Source organism: Nocardioides sp. 503, from assembly GCF_004522095.1.
In the GTDB taxonomy this organism is placed as follows: Bacteria; Actinomycetota; Actinomycetes; order Propionibacteriales; family Nocardioidaceae; genus Nocardioides.
This window is the reverse complement of the sequence record NZ_SPUI01000001.1, coordinates 1-15,873: the sequence shown is the minus strand read 5'-3', so window position 1 is coordinate 15,873 and position 15,873 is coordinate 1. Positions and strand designations below refer to the sequence as shown.

The window sequence follows — 15,873 nt, the reverse complement described above, 5'->3', positions numbered from 1 at the left end:
TCATCCTGAGGGATGCGCGCGTCAGTCGCCGGAGTATCCCCAGAAGGCCAGCTGCTCCGGCTCGCCCGACGACGAGTACAGGACCGCAGCGCGTCCCACCCACCGAGCGCAGGGCACGACCTCGTCGAGCACGTCGAGCTGGTCGCGGCCCGGGTGGTCCGTGCCGACGGCGGCCAGCAGCTCGGCTCCGGTCACGGGCACGATCGTCCCCTGGTACGTCGCCGAGCTCCACGCCGCATCATCGGCGGGGAGAGCCTCCACCACCCGGGGGCAGTCGATGATCGAGTGCGTCCCCTCCTGCGCGACCTCCTCGTCGGTCACCAGCTCCTCGATGCTGGTCGGTCGGGGGCGCTGCTCCGACGGGTCGAGCCAGTCGCCCTCCCAGGGCCAGAGGTAGTCCCCTCGGGAGAACGTCTCGGCACGCAGGCGGTCCAGTGCCGCCTGCAGGTCGGAGTCGTAGGGAACGGTGTACTGCCAGCCCGAGGCGCCCATGCGCGGAAGCCTACGACTCTCTCACCGCAGCCGCCGCACCTCCATGCCTGGCGATACCCGCACCCAGCTCCCATCCGGCAGCTGCACCACTCCGGGCCTCCTCGGCTGGAAGTAGCGGTTGTCCGCCCCGTAGTCCACCGGCCCGTCCACCCCGTTGTCCCACGCGATCCGCAACCCCGTCGTCGAGCTCGGGAAGCCCTCCGGCTCCACCGCACGCCCCTCCGGCAGCACCGCCGCAACCGCATCCCGCACCCGACGCACCACCGGCCCCGCGAAGTCCTGCAACCGCTCCGTCGCCCTCACCAACGCACCGCCCCCGACGGGCTCCACCGACACGAACACGCCCGAGGCCTCCACCGACTCGACACCCCCCAACACCTCCAGCACCTGCGGAGTCAAGAACGTCACCCACGAGTATCCCGGCAGCAGCCGCGGCGTCGGGCGACGCGAGTTCTGTCCCAAGGCACTGTCGAGCGCAGTGTCGCCGGCCGCCGACGGGTTGTCGTCAGTGACGTTGGCGAACCACACAACGTGCTGACTGGCCAGCCCGCGCACCAACGCGACACTCGCCTCCTCGCACAGTTCTATCTGGCCGTCGTCGGCATACGGTCCGACGACGAACTCTGCGTCCAGCACGCACACGCTCTCCCAAGCGACGGTGGTGGAGCCGAGATTGAACTCTCGAGGCATCGTCGGGTGATCCGTCACGTTCATCCCGTGCACGCCCATCCCCATGCTGCCTCGCCCCCGCCCGACCGCGCCGTGGAAGCGGCGCAGGTCGTTCGCGGTGACTTTCCGGACACCGGTGCTCTGAGCTGGTCGTGACCCCTCAGAGAACACCGCCCACTCCACCCACACACGTGGGTCAGCCACGGGGTCCACGCCCGTGACCCGCTGCCACGCGGCGAAGCAGCGCCCGACCCACCACTCGACCAGACGCGCATACGCCGCATCGTCGACCACCGGCACGTACGCCAGCACCTGCACCCTCACCGGCACCCGCACGCCCAGCTCCCCTTCGACGATGGGACAGCACTGTAGATCGCCGCCCCGTCCGACGTGAGCATCGCGCCGAGGCAGTTCTCAACCCGTGGCGCACGGATCTCAGCGTGGTCTGGGTCACGACCTGAGTACCCGGACGCATTCGCCGGCGCTGACGCTCGCGCACAGTGGTGCCCATGACCACCACCTCCCGCCCCCGCCGTCCCCGCACACCGCTCGCGTTCGCCGCCCTGGCCGGCTCCGCCGTCCTCGCCGTCGCCGCACTGACTCCCGCCGTCATCGCCTCCGCCGCGCCCGGCGCGGCACCGGCCGCGTCGAGCCCCGCTCAGGCCGCCCAGGGCGAGCACCGCGTCGTGCACCGCGACGCGCGTCGCGACGCGATCCGCTTCGACACCGAGTCGGAGAAGAAGCAGCCGGCCCCGCGCAACCGCACCTCCGACATCACCCGGACCGTCGTGGACCACCAGGCCGAGCAGCTCGTCGTGAAGACGCGCGTCCGAGAGCTGGGCCGCTCGGGCTACCGCCTGATGATCGGCGAGATCCAGACGCCCGACGGCCGACGCTTCGACCTGATGGTCGACTACTCCAAGCGCCCCATCGGCGAGGCGTTCAGCCTCACCCCGTCCGGTTCCGGCGACGAGGCGGAATGCGTCGGCGCGACCTGGTCGGCGAAGCGCTCCACTAAGCAGGTCACCGCGACGATCCCCCGGTCCTGTCTCGGCGACCCCGCCTGGGTGAAGGTCGGCCTCGGCATGGTCGCGGCGCCCCGCAACCTGCGCACGTCCATGGGCGACGACTCCCGCCTGTCAGGTCGCATCGGCGACAAGCACCTCAAGTTGGGGCCGCGCCAGCCCCACGCCTGACCGTCCCTCCGCCGCGCCGGCCCCCAGTCGAGACATCGACCGGGGTCCGGCGTCGTGCTGCGCTGCCGTCGGTGTGACGCAGCCGGCCTTTGACTTCAAGTACTTGAAGTTCCTAACGTCGATGACATGAGCGCCCGGACCACGCAGCACGAGTACACGATCAAGGAGGCGGCCGCCCTGACGGGGCTGCCGGCCAGCACGCTGCGCTACTACGAGTCCATCGGCGTCATCGCCCCGATCAGCCGCGGAGCCAGCAGCGGGCACCGCCTCTACGGCGAGGACGACCTCGACCAGGTCATGTGGGTCGCCTGCCTCGCCGCGACCGGGATGTCCGTCAGTGACATGAAGAGGTACGTCGCCAACGGCCAGGTCGGTCCGTCGGCGGCGCGTGAGCAGATCGAGCTGCTCGAGGAGCGACGCCGCCGGCTCACCGACGAGGCGCAGCAGCTCGTGCTGCGCCAGCGCTACGTCGCGCTCAAGATCGACTACTGGCACGCCGTCGACGCCGGCGACGAGGCCCGCGCCGAGCTGCTGTCGGGCGAGGCCCGCGTCCTCGCCGACGAGCTCCGGCGCGCCTGACCCACTACCGAGGAACGAGGCACCATGAGACTCACCACGAGCGGCGGCCGGACCGCGCCCGGACCGGCGGACTGGTTCACCGGCACCGTCCAGATCGACGGCATCCGCAACCCCGACGAGCAGTCCGCCGTGGGCTGCGCGCACGTCCGGTTCAGCCCGGGCGCGCGTACGGCCTGGCACCACCACCCGAAGGGGCAGACCCTCTACGTCACCGACGGCATCGGCCTCGTCGCCACCCGCGAGGGCGGCGTGCGCGAGATCCGCCCCGGCGACGTCGTCTACATCGAGCCCGGCGAGGAGCACTGGCACGGCGCCACCCCCGAGCGGTTCATGGCGCACGTCGCCATCCAGGAGGCCGACGAGCACGGCGAGGTCGTCACCTGGCTCGACCACGTCACCGACGAGGAGTACCCCACCTAGTCCCTCCCGCTCCCCCTTCCCCACGCACCAGACCGGCTCCACCCCCAGACCCGAAGGAAGTACCCCCATGCGCGTCACCGCCTACGCCGCCCCCGCGGCCGGCCAGCCCCTGGCCAAGACCACCATCGAGCGCCGCGACGTCGGCGCCAACGACGTCCTGATCGACATCCAGTACGCCGGCATCTGCCACTCCGACATCCACACCGTCAACGGCGACTGGGGTCCGCAGCCGTTCCCCGTCGTCCCCGGCCACGAGATCGTCGGCGTCGTCGCCGAGGTCGGCTCCGACGTGACCCGCCACCAGGTCGGCGACCGCGTCGGCGTCGGCTGCATGGTCAACTCCTGCGGGGAGTGCGTCAACTGCCGCAACGGCGACGAGCAGTACTGCCTCGACGGCATGGTCGGCACCTACGCCGTCACCGACCGCGACGGCACCACCACCCAGGGCGGCTACTCCACCCACGTCGTCGTGGACGCCGACTACGTCCTGTCGGTCCCGGACGGCCTCGACCCGGCCGCCGCGGCGCCCCTGCTCTGCGCGGGCATCACGACGTACGCCCCGCTGCGGCACTGGAACGCCGGACCCGGCAAGTTGGTCGCCGTCGTCGGCCTCGGCGGATTGGGTCACATGGCGGTCAAGATCGCCCACGCGCTCGGCGCCGAGGTCACCGTCCTGTCGCAGTCGCTGAAGAAGCAGGAGGACGGACTGCGCCTGGGCGCGGACGAGTACTTCGCCACGTCCGACCCGGAGACCTTCGAGCAGCTCGCCGGCCGCTTCGACCTGATCGTCAACACCGTCAGCGCCGCGATCGACGTCAACGCCTACCTGCGCCTGCTCGCCGTCGACGGCACGCTGGTCAACGTCGGCGCCCCGGCCGACCCGCTGCCGGTCCACGCCATGTCGCTCATCGGCGGGCGCCGCTCCTTCGCCGGCTCGATGATCGGCGGCATCGCCCTGACCCAGGAGATGCTCGACTTCTGCGCCGAGCACGGCCTGGGTGCCGAGGTCGAGGTCATCGCGGCCGACCAGGTCAACGAGGCCTACGAGCGGGTCCTCGCCTCCGACGTCCGCTACCGCTTCGTGATCGACACCAGCACGATCGACTGAGCCGTCCCCGACCAGGTCGCGGCGAACTCGTCGGTCGAGGGAGGCATCGGATCGGCGACGGCGTGCGTCGGAGTAGGTATGGACACAGGAGATGTCGTGGAGGACGAGCTCGCGGACTTCGTGCGCAGCCGCTACCCCGCGCTGCTGCGACGGGCGTTCCTCCTGACCGGTGACCACGGCTACGCCGAGGACCTCGTGCAGGACTCGCTGGCCAAGCTGTGGCTCGCGTCGGCACGACGCGAGGTGACGAACCCCGACGCCTACCTGCGACGCGTGATGGTCCACGGGTCGATCAGCCGGTGGCGTGGACGGCGGCCGTGGGACGTCGTGGCCGCGATGGAGGGGAAGGAGCACCACGTCCCCGAGCCCACCGCCGAGGTCGACGAGCACGACTACCTCTGGCGCGGGATCATGACGCTGCCGACACGCCAGCGCGCCATCCTCGTCCTGCGCTACTACGAGGACCTGACCGAGGCCGAGATCTGCGATGCCCTGTCCATCTCGGCGGGCACGGTCCGGAGCCAGACCTCCAAGGCCCGCCAGAAGCTGCGGCTGCTCATCGCTCAGACAGAAGAGGTGTCCTCATGACGACCGACGACCTGGACCGCCGCATCTACGAAGTGCAGCGGGCCCGTGCCGAGCAGATCACCCCCGCCGGCGACCCGGTCCCGGGCGTCATCCGACGGGCGGCCCGGATCCGCCGCCGCCGCACCGCCCTGGTGGTGCCCGCCGTGGCCGCCGCGGTGGCGGTCATCGCCGTCGGAGCGGTCGCGGCCGCGGGACTCGGCGACGAGACGGTCACCGACCCGCCGCCGGCGACAGCCGGCACGGGCACCGGGCAGCCGAGCCCCACGAGTCCCGCAGGGACGCCGTCGGCCCCTCCTGCGTCCCGGGACGCCGCCCTGATCTCCCAGCTGGCGGCAGACCCGGCGATCACGTCCGGGCTGGGGGCGGACCAGCCTGGCAGCGTGGTGCTGTGCGGGATGAACGTCCTCGCCGCAGACGCGGCCGCCCACCACCTCTATGCCTGGGTCCTCTGCGGGCGCTACACGACGGGCAGCGACGCCGTGCTCCGATCCGGGCTGTCGCAGCCGGCCGTGCTCACGGTCGCCGGCTCCGGCACCGACATCGAGCTCACCGAGGTCGAGCTGCCCCGGCAGGAGAGGCTCGAGGAGGACATCGCGCGCCTGTTCCCCGCAGAGCTCCGGCAGCAGGTCACCGAGGGCGGCGTCCCGGTCTCACCGACCCAGGCCGAGCTGCTCGAGCTGGCGCGTCGCCAGTCCTCGTAGGCCTGCGGCACCGGGTCGATATGGCCCGTTCGGGTCATTGACCGCCCGCTGCGCCCGCGTCAGGGTGACCTGACACGGGAGGCCGCGGGTGCCTCGGGAAGCGGAGGCCAGACATGAGCGACCACCCCACGCCGGACATGAGGCCGACGCGACGCGGCATGCTCCGCCTCGCGGGCTCGAGCGCGGCGGCCATCGCCGTCGGGGGCCTCGGCGCCGGCGCCGCGCGGGGCGCGGCCCCCGCCGAAAGGTCCGTCGCGGAGGCCGTCGAGCAGTACCTCGCGGCCCGAGCCGCAGCCGCCGACAGCACCCGGGCGGCGACTCTCCGGGGACCGGCGTCGGCGTCGGTGCTGCGGTTCGAGCGGGAGCGTGCGGGCTATCTGCGGAGCCTCGGACGCACGGACGACTGGAACGGGACGATGCTGGGCCTGGGCTCGCAGGGAAGCGGCCTGGAGGTGACCCAGGAGTCCAGCAGCAGCGCCGTCGTCCACCTGCGCGACACCACGCGGATCACCTGGGCGCCGCATCCGCGCCCCGTGACGGGCGAGGCGCTCCAGGGGCTGAAGTCCGAGCCGGCCCGCTACGGCGCCGGTCGCAAGCCGGGCACGGCCGTGACGAGCGGCATCTCCGTTCCTCACGAGCTGCGGCTCGAGAGGTCGACCAGCGGCTGGTTCGTCGTCTCCGACGCGTACGCCGAGCCCAGCCTGTTCGGCGACTCCCCCGACCTCGTCGACTCCCGCACCGTCCAGGCCTACGCGGCCACCGCCGACCGGCAGCAGCCCGTGTCGCCGGAGAAGTCGCTCGCGTCGACCTCGGCGCTGGCCGCCGTGTCCGGCACCTACGACTGGCAGGCGGCGGTCAACTACGCCGCGAGCTACTGGTCCAGCTACAACGCGAACTACGCCGTCTACAACAGCTGCGGCGGTGACTGCGCGAACTTCGTGTCGCAGTGCCTCTTCCGTGGCGACCAGAAGCCGGACGGCTCCGGCTACTGGAGGCGCTACAACGGGTCCGCGTGCGGCTACAGCAACCGGTGGTGCGGCACCGACCGCTGGGTCAACAACTGGCTCCTGCGGAACTGGACGATCAACCAGGGCCGCGGGCTCGTCTCGCCCGGCATCGGTGGTCTGGGCTACGGCGACATCGTCAACTACGACTGGGACCAGAACGGCACCTACCAGCACGTCTCGATCGTCACGGACCCGGTCAACAACCTCGTCACCGCCCACAACAACGACCACTACAACGTCCCGTGGAAGCTGGGCGACACCACGGCGAACCACACGTTCACCCACATGTGGCTGAACTACCCCCAGTAGCCAGGGCAGCCGCTCCGCTCGGCACCGATGAGTCTGCCTGCGCCGCCCGGTCCAGGATGGTGACGATCACCAACCTGAGGGAGACGCAGTGACGCAGCTGGTCAGGGTCCACAACTTCGGCGTGTCGAGCGACGGGTACGCCGCCGGCGAGGGCCAGAGCCTCGAGCGGCCCTTCGGTCACGCCGACCCGATGGCGTTCATGGGCTGGGCAGGGGCGACGGCGAGCTGGCCCAACCGCACCGACCCCGGCGGGAGCCGCGGCCTGGAGGACTACCTGACCCGCGACTTCCACCGCAACATCGGCGCCGAGATCATGGGCCGCAACAAGTTCGGCCCGCAGCGCGGCCCGTGGGCCGACGAGGAGTGGCAGGGCTGGTGGGGCGACGAGCCGCCCTTCCACACCCCGGTCTTCGTCCTGACCCACCACGAACGACCGTCGTTCACCCTGTCGGACACGACGTTCCACTTCGTGGGCGGCGAGCCCGCCGACGTCCTGGCGCTGGCGCTCGAGGCCGCCGACGGCAAGGACGTGCGCCTCGGCGGCGGCGCCGACACCGTGCGCCAGTTCCTCGACGCGGGGCTGGTCGACACCCTCCACGTAGCCGTCGCACCGGTCGAGCTCGGCTCCGGCTCGCGGCTGTGGGACTCCCCCGACGACCTGCTGGACTGCTACCACCGCGACGTCGTCCCCCGTCCGGACGGCGTGGTGCACCACCTGTTCTGGCGCGACTGAGCCTCGGGGCTAGTGGTCGCGGCCGTCGGTCTCGAGCAGGCGGAGCCAGATCTCGCTGACCGTCGGGTAGGCGGGGACCGCGTGCCACAGGCGGTCCAGCGGGACCTCGCCGGCGACGGCGATCGAGGCGGCGTGCAGCAGGTCGGCGACGTCGGGCCCGACCACGGTGAAGCCCACCAGCACGTTGCGCTCGTCGTCGACGACCATCCGCGCCTGGCCGCGGTAGCCGTCGGCGTGGATCGACGCGCCGGCGACCGAGGCGAGGTCGTAGTCGACGACGCGGGTGCGGAGCCCGGCGGCCTCGGCGGCCTCCGCGGTCAGGCCGACGGCGGCGACCTCGGGGTCGGTGAAGATGACCTGGGTCGTGGCGCGTACGTCGGCGGTCGCGGCGTGGCGCCCCCACACACCGAGGTCGGGGCGCTCGCCGCGGGCCCGCGCGGCGATCGCGTCGCCGAGCGCCCGGGCCTGGTACTTGCCGTGGTGGGTCAGCAGCACCCGGTGGTTGACGTCGCCGGCGGCGTACAGGCCGTCGATGGGCGTTCCGGTCGCGTCGAGCACGGCCAGGCCGTCGTCGACGGGGAGCCAGTCGCCGGGCTTCAGACCGACCTGCTCCAGGCCGAGGTCGGCGGTGCTGGGGCGCCGGCCGGTGGCCACGAGCACCTCGTCGGCCTCGATGACCCGGCCGTCGGACAGGGTGACGTGCACGGTGCCGGAGGAGTCGCGGCGGGCGGCCGTGGCGTCGATCCCCACCTCGAGGGTCACCCCCGACTCCCGCAAGGCGTCCATGACGTGCTCGCTGGCGAACGACTCGACGCCGGGGAGCAGGCGGGTCCGCGAGATCACCGTGACCTGCGAGCCGAGGGCGCCGAAGGCGGTCGCCATCTCCGAGCCCACGACGCCTCCCCCGATGACCACCAGCCGCCCGGGCACGGTCGTGGCCTCGGTCGCCTCCCGGTTGGTCCACGGGTGCACGTCGGCGAGCCCGTCGATGGGCGGCACCAGCGCGTTGCTCCCGGTGGCGACGACCACCGCGTGCCGCGCCTCCAGGTCGACCGTGGCGCCGTCGGGCCCGGTCACGGTGACCGTGCGCGCGCCGGTCAGCCGGGCATGGCCACGGACCAGGTCGATCTTGGCGCCCTCGAGCCACTCGACCTGCCCGGCGTCGTTCCAGTCGGAGGTGAAGCTGTTCCGCCGGGCGAACACCAGGGCCGGGTCCAGGTGCCCGGTGACCATCTTGCCGGCCGCGGGCAGCGCCCGGGCGGCGCGGACCGCCGAGGCGTCGCGCAGCAGCGCCTTCGTGGGCATGCAGGCCCAGTAGGAGCACTCGCCCCCGACGAGCTCACGCTCCACGATCACCGCGCTGAGCCCGCCCTGCACTGCCCGGTCGGCGACGTTCTCCCCGACGGGACCGGCTCCGATGACCACGACGTCGTACGTCTCGCTGTTCATGCCTCCACCTTGGCAGCACCCCGGTTGGACCGCAGCAACGAGGCCGGGCGTCGCGTGCGTCAGGTCGCGCCTGCCACCAGGCTCGCCACGAGCACCAACGGCAGCGAGACGACGGCGCCGAGCGAGGTGGCGAGCGTCAGGGTCTTCAGGCTGCCCTTGGTCGACAGGTCGAGCAGGGTGCTGAACATCCAGAAGAAGTTGCTGTTGACGTGGAGCGCGAACATCGCGCCGGACGCGATCGCGAGCGCGATGACGACGGGGTCGACGTCGAGCGAGCCCACCACGGGCGAGATGATCCCTGCCGCCGTGATGGCGCCGACCGACACCGAGCCGATGGCGAAGTGCAGCACCGCCGCGATGAACCACGCCAGCAGGATGCTGAGGATGACCGGAGCGCCCGCGTCGGCGGAGAACAGGTCCTTGAGGGTCGCGTCCATCCCGCTCTCCGCGATCACCGCGCCGAGCGAGCCGCCGACGCCGGTGACGAGCAGGATCTCCCCGGTCGTGTGGAAGCCCGAGGTGAGGACCTGGCCCACGCCGTCGGCGTCCATCGCCAGCCGCACCATCGCGAACGCGATCAGCAGCCCGATGAAGAGCGCGATGTTGGCGTCGCCGAGGAAGGCGATGACGGAGTTGGAGGAGCCGGCCACGTCCAGGATCGCCGCGGCGCCGATGAGCACCAGCGGCACCAGGATGGGCAGCAGCCGCACCAGCAGCGGCAGCCGCGAGGCGCCCTCCGCCTGCGGCACCTCCTCCGCCTCGGCGCGGGGGCGGCCGTCCTCGAGCACCACGTCCTGGTCGAAGTCCGTCTTGTCGTCCCAGAAGCCGCGGCCCAGGATCAGGCGGAAGAGGAACGTCGTGATGAGCGCGGTCGCCAGGCCGATGGGCAGGCCATACATCAGGTAGGTGCCCAGCGGGACGTCCATCAGCCCCGCGATGGCCACCGCGGCGAGGCCGGGAACGACGAAGACGTAGCCGGAGAAGATGCCGACGGCCATCGCGCCGGCCAGCCACGGCAGGCCGTGGCGCCGGTCGACGGCGGGCGCCGACTCCTTGGCCATCGGGGCCGCCAGGACGACCTGCACGTCGACGTAGATCGAGGGGAAGATCGCGGCGAGCGTGCCGGCCATGGCGTACGGCAACTTGCGACCGACCCGACGCGCCAGGATCTCCACCAGGTCGCGGAACGTGCCCATCGCGTGCAGGAGCGCCCCGATCAGCACGCCGAAGCCGATGAGCAGCCCCACCTCGGCCATGATCTCGCCGAAGCCGCCGGTGATGGCCCCGACGGTGCCCTCTCCGCCCTGGCCGGTCGCGAGCCCGAGGTAGACGCACGCCAGGAGCAGCGAGATCACGGGGTCGATCTTGAGGGCGATGATGAGCACGATGGCCGCCAGGATGGCGATGGCCGAGTGCACGATCTCCATGGACGCGTCTCCTCCGGTTTGTGGTGGACGACACGGTAGGCGACGTCGGCGGCTCGCGGCTGCAGCCGGGCGCGTCGACGGCGCGCGTGCGCCGTACGGACGCGGGGGTCAGGCCTTCAGCGGGTCGTGACCCAGTTCATCAGCGAGTAGCGCCACGCCGTGTCCTCGACGTCGCCCGACGGGCGCTGGGCGAGGTCCTTCTGACCCACCGAACGGGACTCGTCGGTCTCCAGCCAGTCCTCGAGCTCGCCGGCCGTCATGTTGACCGCGTCCTGCCAGTCCTCCCAGACGTCGGCCAGGTCGTCGGCGCTCACGACTTCTTCTTGAGCGCGCCGGGCTTGTGGACCGCCTCGCCGCCGCTCTTGTCGCTCTTCACGAGGTACTGCGGGTCGTCCTCGGACGCCTTCACGTCGCGCTTGGCGGCGTGGGTGTCCTCGGTGATCTTCTTCTCGACCTTGCCCTCGGCCGTGCCGCCGTGGCTCTTCCACTCGACCCGGTCGCCCTTGCTCAGCTCGTCGTCGCTCATGCTCCTCGGTACCCGGTGGTCACGACACGCATGCCGCGCAGGGGATCAGCCCCTCCCCCGCAGGCCGCGGGCAACGCGCCACGCGGCCCACGCCCCCAGCACCCACGGCCCGGCGACGATCACCGGGTCGAGCGGGTGGTGGACGACGTCGGCGCGCTTCTGACCGAGCCTCGACCTCAGCCCGTGGTGGGTGACCTCGGCCTTGATCCCGGTCTCGCTGAAGAGGTTGTCGGGGCGTGTGCTGACGAACGAGCGGACCGTGCTGCCGAGCACCTCCACCCGGTCACCCGCGATGAGCAGCAGCCAGTGCGCGGCGCGCGCCTCGCTGTAGCGCTCGTAGGCGAGCTTGCGGATCGCCCCCGAGACCCCGTGCAGCGGCTGGGCCGTGCCGAAGACCGGTGTCAGGTCGGCGTGCTCGATGGAGCGCTCCCGGTAGCCCTCCCGGTGCTGCAGCTCGGGCAGGCCGTCGGCCGCCCCCTCGGGCTTCAGGTCGAGGGACTCGCGGGGGTACGACGGCCGGTCGGCCGGGTCGAGGTCGGCGCCCCAGCCCGGGATCCGCTCACGCAGCGACTCGATCGACTCGGGCAGGGCCGGCTTCTTGCCGGCGTACGGGTCGGTGAGAGACATCGGGGCTCCTCAGGACGCGTCGGTGACGATCAACGGCTTGATGCAGCCGTCGAGCTTGGCGGACATGATGTGGTAGGCCTCGGCGATGTGCTCAAGCGGGATCCGGTGCGTGACGATGTCGCTGGGCTTGAGGTAACCGTTGCGGATGTGCTCGAACAGTCGCGGCCACTGGCGCTTCGCCGGCGCCTGGTTCATGCGCAGGGTGAGCCCCTTGTTGAGGGCGTCGCCGAACTTCACGGCGCTGAACAGCGGACCGTAGGCACCCATCACCGAGACGGTGCCGCCCTTGCGCACGCTGTCGATCGCCCAGTTGAGCGCGATCGGCGAGCCGCCCTGGAGCTTGAGCTTGGCCGACGTGACGTGCTGGAGCAGGTTGCCGTCGGCCTCGGCGCCGACCGCGTCGATGGCCACGTCGGCCCCGAGGTGGTCGGTCATCTTCTTCATCAGCACGACGATGTCGTCGTGCTCGGTGAAGTTGACGGTCTCCGCGTGCGCGAAGTCGCGGGCCTTGGCCAGGCGGTGCTCGAGGTGGTCGATCACGATGACGCGGCCGGCGCCCATCAGCCAGGCCGACTTGGCGGCGAACAGGCCTACCGGTCCGGCGCCGAACACCACGACGACGTCACCCTCGTGGATGCCGCCGAGCTGGGCGCCGAAGTAGCCCGTCGACAGCGCGTCGGTGAGCAGGACGGCGTCCTCGTCGTCCAGCCAGTCGGGGATCCTGCTGGGGCCGACGTCGGCGAACGGGACACGGACGTACTCCGCCTGGCCGCCGTCGTAGCCGCCGGTGGTGTGGGAGTAGCCGTAGATCCCGCCGACCGCCGTGGCGTTGGGGTTGACGTTGTGACAGTTGGAGTAGAGGCCGCGCGCGCAGAAGAAGCACGAGCCGCAGTAGACGTTGAACGGCACCATCACCCGGTCGCCGACCTGCAGGTGCTGCACGGACGGCCCGACCTCGTCGACGACCCCGATGAACTCGTGGCCGAACGTGTGGCCGACCCGGGTGTCCGGCATCATCCCGTGGTACAGGTGCAGGTCCGAGCCGCAGATGGCCGCCAGCTGCACCTTCACGATGGCGTCGTTGGGGTGCTCGATCTTGGGACGCGGCTTCTCCTCGACGCGGACGCGGTAGGGACCGCGGTAGACCATCGCCTTCATCAGGGGACCTCCTGGATGTCCTCGGAACGCGTCCAGTACCCCGCGCGCCGCGATGCACCGCGCACGCGTCGCGAAGTTTCGGATCTGCTCGGCGCGGTGCGAGGTGGAGGCCCCATCGCTAGCCTGCCCGGGTGAGTCTCTTCCGACGGTCCCGCAAGGTGAGGCTCCGCCACCACTCACGGATCGAGCCTCCCGGCCCCGGCCTACGCCTGTTGTCCGTCTCACCCACGTTCGACGGTACGGCGGTCTGCGCGTGGAGCGCGGCCGAGACAGGGCGGCTGCGCGGAGCGCACGACGGCCCCACCGACCTTCCCTACGGCGCAGGCCCCGGAGTCACCGAGGCGATCATCACCACGCAGGGTCCACGTCTCGACACCAGCATGGTCGTCTCGGCGGTCCTCCCGTCGTACCCCATGGTCCAGCCACTTCCCGACGGCCGCGTCGCGTGGATCGGAGCCAGGGCCGCGTGGACACCGGAGGCCGCCGAGCCCAACGCGCTCGTCTTCGACGACACGGGAGATCTCCTGCAGGAAGCCTGCGTCGGTGACGGCATCGAGCACGCCCAGACGACCCCGTCGGGTCGCCTCTGGCTCGGCTTCTCCGACGAGGGGGTCTTCGGCAACATGGGCTGGGGGAGCCATCCGGGGCCGCCGCCGCTCGGGCGCTCCGGCATCGTCCGCTGCGGAGCGGACCTCTCCCCGCAGTGGGCGTTCCCGACGTCCGGCCCGCCACCCGTGGACGCCTGCTACGCGCTGAACGTCGACGGCGAGATCGGCTGGGCGTACTACTACTCCGGCTTCCCCATCGTTCGCATCGACGGCGACGACGTGACGGTGTGGCCCACCACGGTCGGCGGCGCGAAGGCCCTGGTCACCGACGGGACCCGCGCCGCTCTCGTCGGGGGCTACCGCTCAGAGCGCCAGCGCGTCGTCACCGGACTCCTGGAGACGACCTTCGTCGAGTCGGGCCGCGCCACGATCGCCCTTCCGGACGGCAGTCCAGTCCCGGACGCGGCCCAGCTCGACGGACGCGGCGACCAGCTGCACGTGTTCGTCGGCCACGACTGGTACCGCGCCGACCTCTCCGCCATGTGCTGAGCCCAGGCACGGGCGCAGCTGTCGGCGTGGTGTCATCGACCACCTCTGGTGCCCCCGCTGGGACTCGAACCCAGACTGTGCCGCTTTTAAGGCGGCTTCCTCTGCCGATTGGGATACGGGGGCGGGTCTCTAGGACGTCATAAGTACGTCGTGCGCGCGTAGACCGCGTGGGCGCCGGCGACGCGATCGAGGAACAGCAGCCCCGAGCAGTGGTCGATCTCGTGCTGCAGGGCGCGGGCCTCGAAGGCGTCGGTCGTCACCGTGACGGTCTCGCCGGTGCCGGGCAGCTGGCCGCGGACGACGAGCCGGCTGGCGCGCTTCACGTCGCCGGTGAGGTCGGGCACGCTCATGCAGCCCTCCCTCGCCTTCTCGTTGCGGCTGGACTCCACGACCTCAGCGTTGCACAGGACGAAGGTGCCGTGGTGCGTCCGTGCCTTGGGGTGCTGCGAGACGTCGACGCAGAACACCCGGGCGCCGACGCCCACCTGCGGCGCCGCCAGGCCCACGCAGCCCGGGCTCACACGCATGGTCGCGACCAGGTCGGCGGCGAGCTGCACCGTCTCGGGCGAGGTGGGGTCGACGTCGGCGCCAGCGGTGGCGAGCACGGGGTCGGGGGCGCGTACGACGGCCAGGACCCGGCCCGCGACCGCGAGCTCGTCCTCCGACCAGGCGGTGACCCGGTCGTCGGTCACAGGTCGTCGGCCTCGGCCGGACGCAGCGTCGCGACGACCCCGAGGTCCGCGGCCACCTGGCTGATCGAGGCCTGCAGCGCCTCGACGTCGGTCCCGCCGGGCAGGTCGAGCTCGGCGAGGAGCAGGTAGAGGTCTCCTGCCAGCCGGGTGGTCAGGTCGGTGATGTTGCCGCCGGCGCCGGCGACCTGCCCGACGACGCTCGACACGATGCCGGTGCGGTCACCGCCGTGGACGGTCAGCACCCACGGCGAGCCGTCGCTGGTGGCCGGCTGCTCGGTCGGCACCTCGCGCACGGAGACCGTGAGAGTGCCGTCCTCACCGAGGGGCGCGAGCGCCGTGGCGATGGCCGCGTCGTCGGCCGTGCCGGAGCAGACCAGCGTCATGGCGAAGTGTCCGCGCAGCAGCGTCATCGAGGAGTCTTCGAGGTTCAGCCCGAGGCCGGCGAGCCGCGCGGTCGCGTCGGCGATGATGCCGGGCCGGTCGTGGCCGAGGACGGTGATGGCGTGGAGGGTCACCTCGGGAGTATCCCAGGGCCTACGCGTGCCGATGCCCCCGCAGGTGGTGTCCGGCGGGGTGTGGGGCGTTCAGGGTCGTCGTCGGTGGTCGAGGGGTTGGGTGCCGGTGTGGTCGCGGCGGTAGAGGTGGCCGAGGGGTGAGTGCCACAGGTAGGTGCCGCGGTCGAGGACGTCGTAGGTCCAGCGGCCGTGGGTCTTGAGGCGGTGGTGGCTGCGGCACAGGGGTGCGCTGTTGCAGGAGCAGGTGGGTCCGCCGTCGTGGTAGGCCACGACGTGGTCCTTGTCGCAGCGTTGGGCGGGTCGGGTGCAGAAGGGGAAGGTGCAGGTGAGGTCGACGAGCTCGTCCTGCTCGATGAGGCGGTGGGGGTGTTCGTAGGCGGCGACGTGGACGTGGTCGGCGAGGTCGCGGACCGGTCGGACGCGGATGATGGTGTCGGGGTTGTTGCACCACTCGCGGACGGTCTCGGCGTTGATGGGGGATCTGGTGGTCTCGCAGCGGGCGACGTTGGCGGCGGGGTTGCCGAAGACGGTCTCGGCGTGGAGGTGGACGACGAGCTCGACGGTCCGCTTGACCCTCGGC

The 15,873-nt window shown here is 71.6% G+C and carries 20 protein-coding genes and 1 tRNA gene; 9 read left to right on the top strand and 12 right to left on the bottom strand.

All coding sequences use genetic code 11. The features are described 5' to 3' along the window. Positions 1-21: 21 nt before the first annotated feature. On the bottom strand, positions 22-492 hold the full coding sequence (locus E4622_RS00100) for a hypothetical protein (RefSeq protein ID WP_134738068.1): 471 nt from the start codon (positions 490-492) through the stop codon (positions 22-24). A gap of 21 nt (positions 493-513) precedes the next feature. Then, positions 514-1,497, bottom strand: coding sequence for a hypothetical protein (locus E4622_RS22575; protein ID WP_167735928.1), 984 nt, complete (start codon positions 1,495-1,497; stop codon positions 514-516). Positions 1,498-1,670: 173 nt separating this feature from the next. Between E4622_RS22575 and E4622_RS00090 the strand changes: the two genes are divergently transcribed. From E4622_RS00090 to E4622_RS00055, 8 genes are all read left to right on the top strand, one after another. Further along, a complete protein-coding gene (locus E4622_RS00090) occupies positions 1,671-2,357 on the top strand; it encodes a hypothetical protein (RefSeq protein ID WP_134738067.1) in 687 nt (228 codons plus the stop codon). 126 nt (positions 2,358-2,483) lie between these two features. Beyond that, on the top strand, positions 2,484-2,936 hold the full coding sequence (locus tag E4622_RS00085; RefSeq protein WP_134738066.1) for a MerR family transcriptional regulator: 453 nt from the start codon (positions 2,484-2,486) through the stop codon (positions 2,934-2,936). Between the two features lie 24 nt (positions 2,937-2,960). Continuing rightward, the gene (locus E4622_RS00080; protein WP_134738065.1) at positions 2,961-3,356 is read left to right on the top strand and encodes a cupin domain-containing protein; all 396 of its coding nucleotides are present in this window, start codon (positions 2,961-2,963) and stop codon (positions 3,354-3,356) included. Between the two features lie 67 nt (positions 3,357-3,423). Then, a complete protein-coding gene (locus E4622_RS00075) occupies positions 3,424-4,464 on the top strand; it encodes an NAD(P)-dependent alcohol dehydrogenase (RefSeq protein ID WP_134738064.1) in 1,041 nt (346 codons plus the stop codon). Between the two features lie 78 nt (positions 4,465-4,542). After that, entirely contained in the window at positions 4,543-5,052 is a 510-nt protein-coding gene (locus tag E4622_RS00070) for a SigE family RNA polymerase sigma factor (protein WP_134738063.1), read from the top strand. Next, the gene (locus E4622_RS00065) at positions 5,049-5,753 is read left to right on the top strand and encodes a hypothetical protein (protein ID WP_134738062.1); all 705 of its coding nucleotides are present in this window, start codon (positions 5,049-5,051) and stop codon (positions 5,751-5,753) included. Before E4622_RS00070 ends, E4622_RS00065 begins: the two co-directional genes overlap by 4 nt. A 113-nt stretch (positions 5,754-5,866) precedes the next feature. Then, positions 5,867-7,069 (top strand): amidase domain-containing protein, encoded by a 1,203-nt coding sequence (locus E4622_RS00060; RefSeq protein WP_134738061.1) that lies wholly within the window; start codon positions 5,867-5,869, stop codon positions 7,067-7,069. Positions 7,070-7,157: 88 nt separating this feature from the next. Next, positions 7,158-7,802 (top strand): dihydrofolate reductase family protein, encoded by a 645-nt coding sequence (locus tag E4622_RS00055; RefSeq protein ID WP_134738060.1) that lies wholly within the window; start codon positions 7,158-7,160, stop codon positions 7,800-7,802. Between the two features lie 9 nt (positions 7,803-7,811). Here the strand turns inward: E4622_RS00055 and E4622_RS00050 are convergent, their stop codons facing one another. The 6 genes from E4622_RS00050 to E4622_RS00025 form a co-directional block, all read right to left on the bottom strand. After that, positions 7,812-9,251, bottom strand: coding sequence for an NAD(P)/FAD-dependent oxidoreductase (locus tag E4622_RS00050; RefSeq protein ID WP_134738059.1), 1,440 nt, complete (start codon positions 9,249-9,251; stop codon positions 7,812-7,814). Positions 9,252-9,310: 59 nt separating this feature from the next. Then, entirely contained in the window at positions 9,311-10,678 is a 1,368-nt protein-coding gene (locus tag E4622_RS00045) for an SLC13 family permease (RefSeq protein WP_134738058.1), read from the bottom strand. Between the two features lie 116 nt (positions 10,679-10,794). Further along, the gene (locus E4622_RS00040) at positions 10,795-10,992 is read right to left on the bottom strand and encodes a DUF3140 domain-containing protein (protein WP_245155816.1); all 198 of its coding nucleotides are present in this window, start codon (positions 10,990-10,992) and stop codon (positions 10,795-10,797) included. Next, the gene (locus E4622_RS00035) at positions 10,989-11,204 is read right to left on the bottom strand and encodes a DUF2945 domain-containing protein (RefSeq protein ID WP_134738057.1); all 216 of its coding nucleotides are present in this window, start codon (positions 11,202-11,204) and stop codon (positions 10,989-10,991) included. Before E4622_RS00035 ends, E4622_RS00040 begins: the two co-directional genes overlap by 4 nt. Positions 11,205-11,249: 45 nt before the next feature. Next, positions 11,250-11,831 (bottom strand): hypothetical protein, encoded by a 582-nt coding sequence (locus E4622_RS00030; protein WP_134738056.1) that lies wholly within the window; start codon positions 11,829-11,831, stop codon positions 11,250-11,252. Between the two features lie 9 nt (positions 11,832-11,840). Continuing rightward, positions 11,841-12,989: a zinc-dependent alcohol dehydrogenase gene (locus E4622_RS00025; protein ID WP_134738055.1), complete on the bottom strand. Its 1,149-nt coding sequence runs from the start codon at positions 12,987-12,989 to the stop codon at positions 11,841-11,843. Between the two features lie 212 nt (positions 12,990-13,201). Here E4622_RS00025 and E4622_RS00020 point away from each other — a divergent pair, with 212 nt between their 5' ends. Then, the gene (locus E4622_RS00020) at positions 13,202-14,086 is read left to right on the top strand and encodes a hypothetical protein (RefSeq protein ID WP_134738054.1); all 885 of its coding nucleotides are present in this window, start codon (positions 13,202-13,204) and stop codon (positions 14,084-14,086) included. A 46-nt stretch (positions 14,087-14,132) separates the two neighbouring features. On the opposite strand, the gene E4622_RS00015 is transcribed toward E4622_RS00020, so the two are convergent. The 4 genes from E4622_RS00015 to E4622_RS22570 all read right to left on the bottom strand — a co-directional run. Continuing rightward, positions 14,133-14,209 (bottom strand) — tRNA-Leu (locus E4622_RS00015). 14 nt (positions 14,210-14,223) lie between these two features. After that, positions 14,224-14,778 (bottom strand): peptide deformylase, encoded by a 555-nt coding sequence (locus E4622_RS00010; protein WP_134738053.1) that lies wholly within the window; start codon positions 14,776-14,778, stop codon positions 14,224-14,226. Continuing rightward, complete coding sequence (locus E4622_RS00005; protein WP_134738052.1) at positions 14,775-15,293, bottom strand: ACT domain-containing protein; 519 nt, start codon at positions 15,291-15,293, stop codon at positions 14,775-14,777. Before E4622_RS00005 ends, E4622_RS00010 begins: the two co-directional genes overlap by 4 nt. A gap of 69 nt (positions 15,294-15,362) precedes the next feature. Beyond that, on the bottom strand, positions 15,363-15,873 hold a 511-nt coding region (locus tag E4622_RS22570; protein ID WP_167735927.1), incomplete at its 5' end, for an HNH endonuclease signature motif containing protein.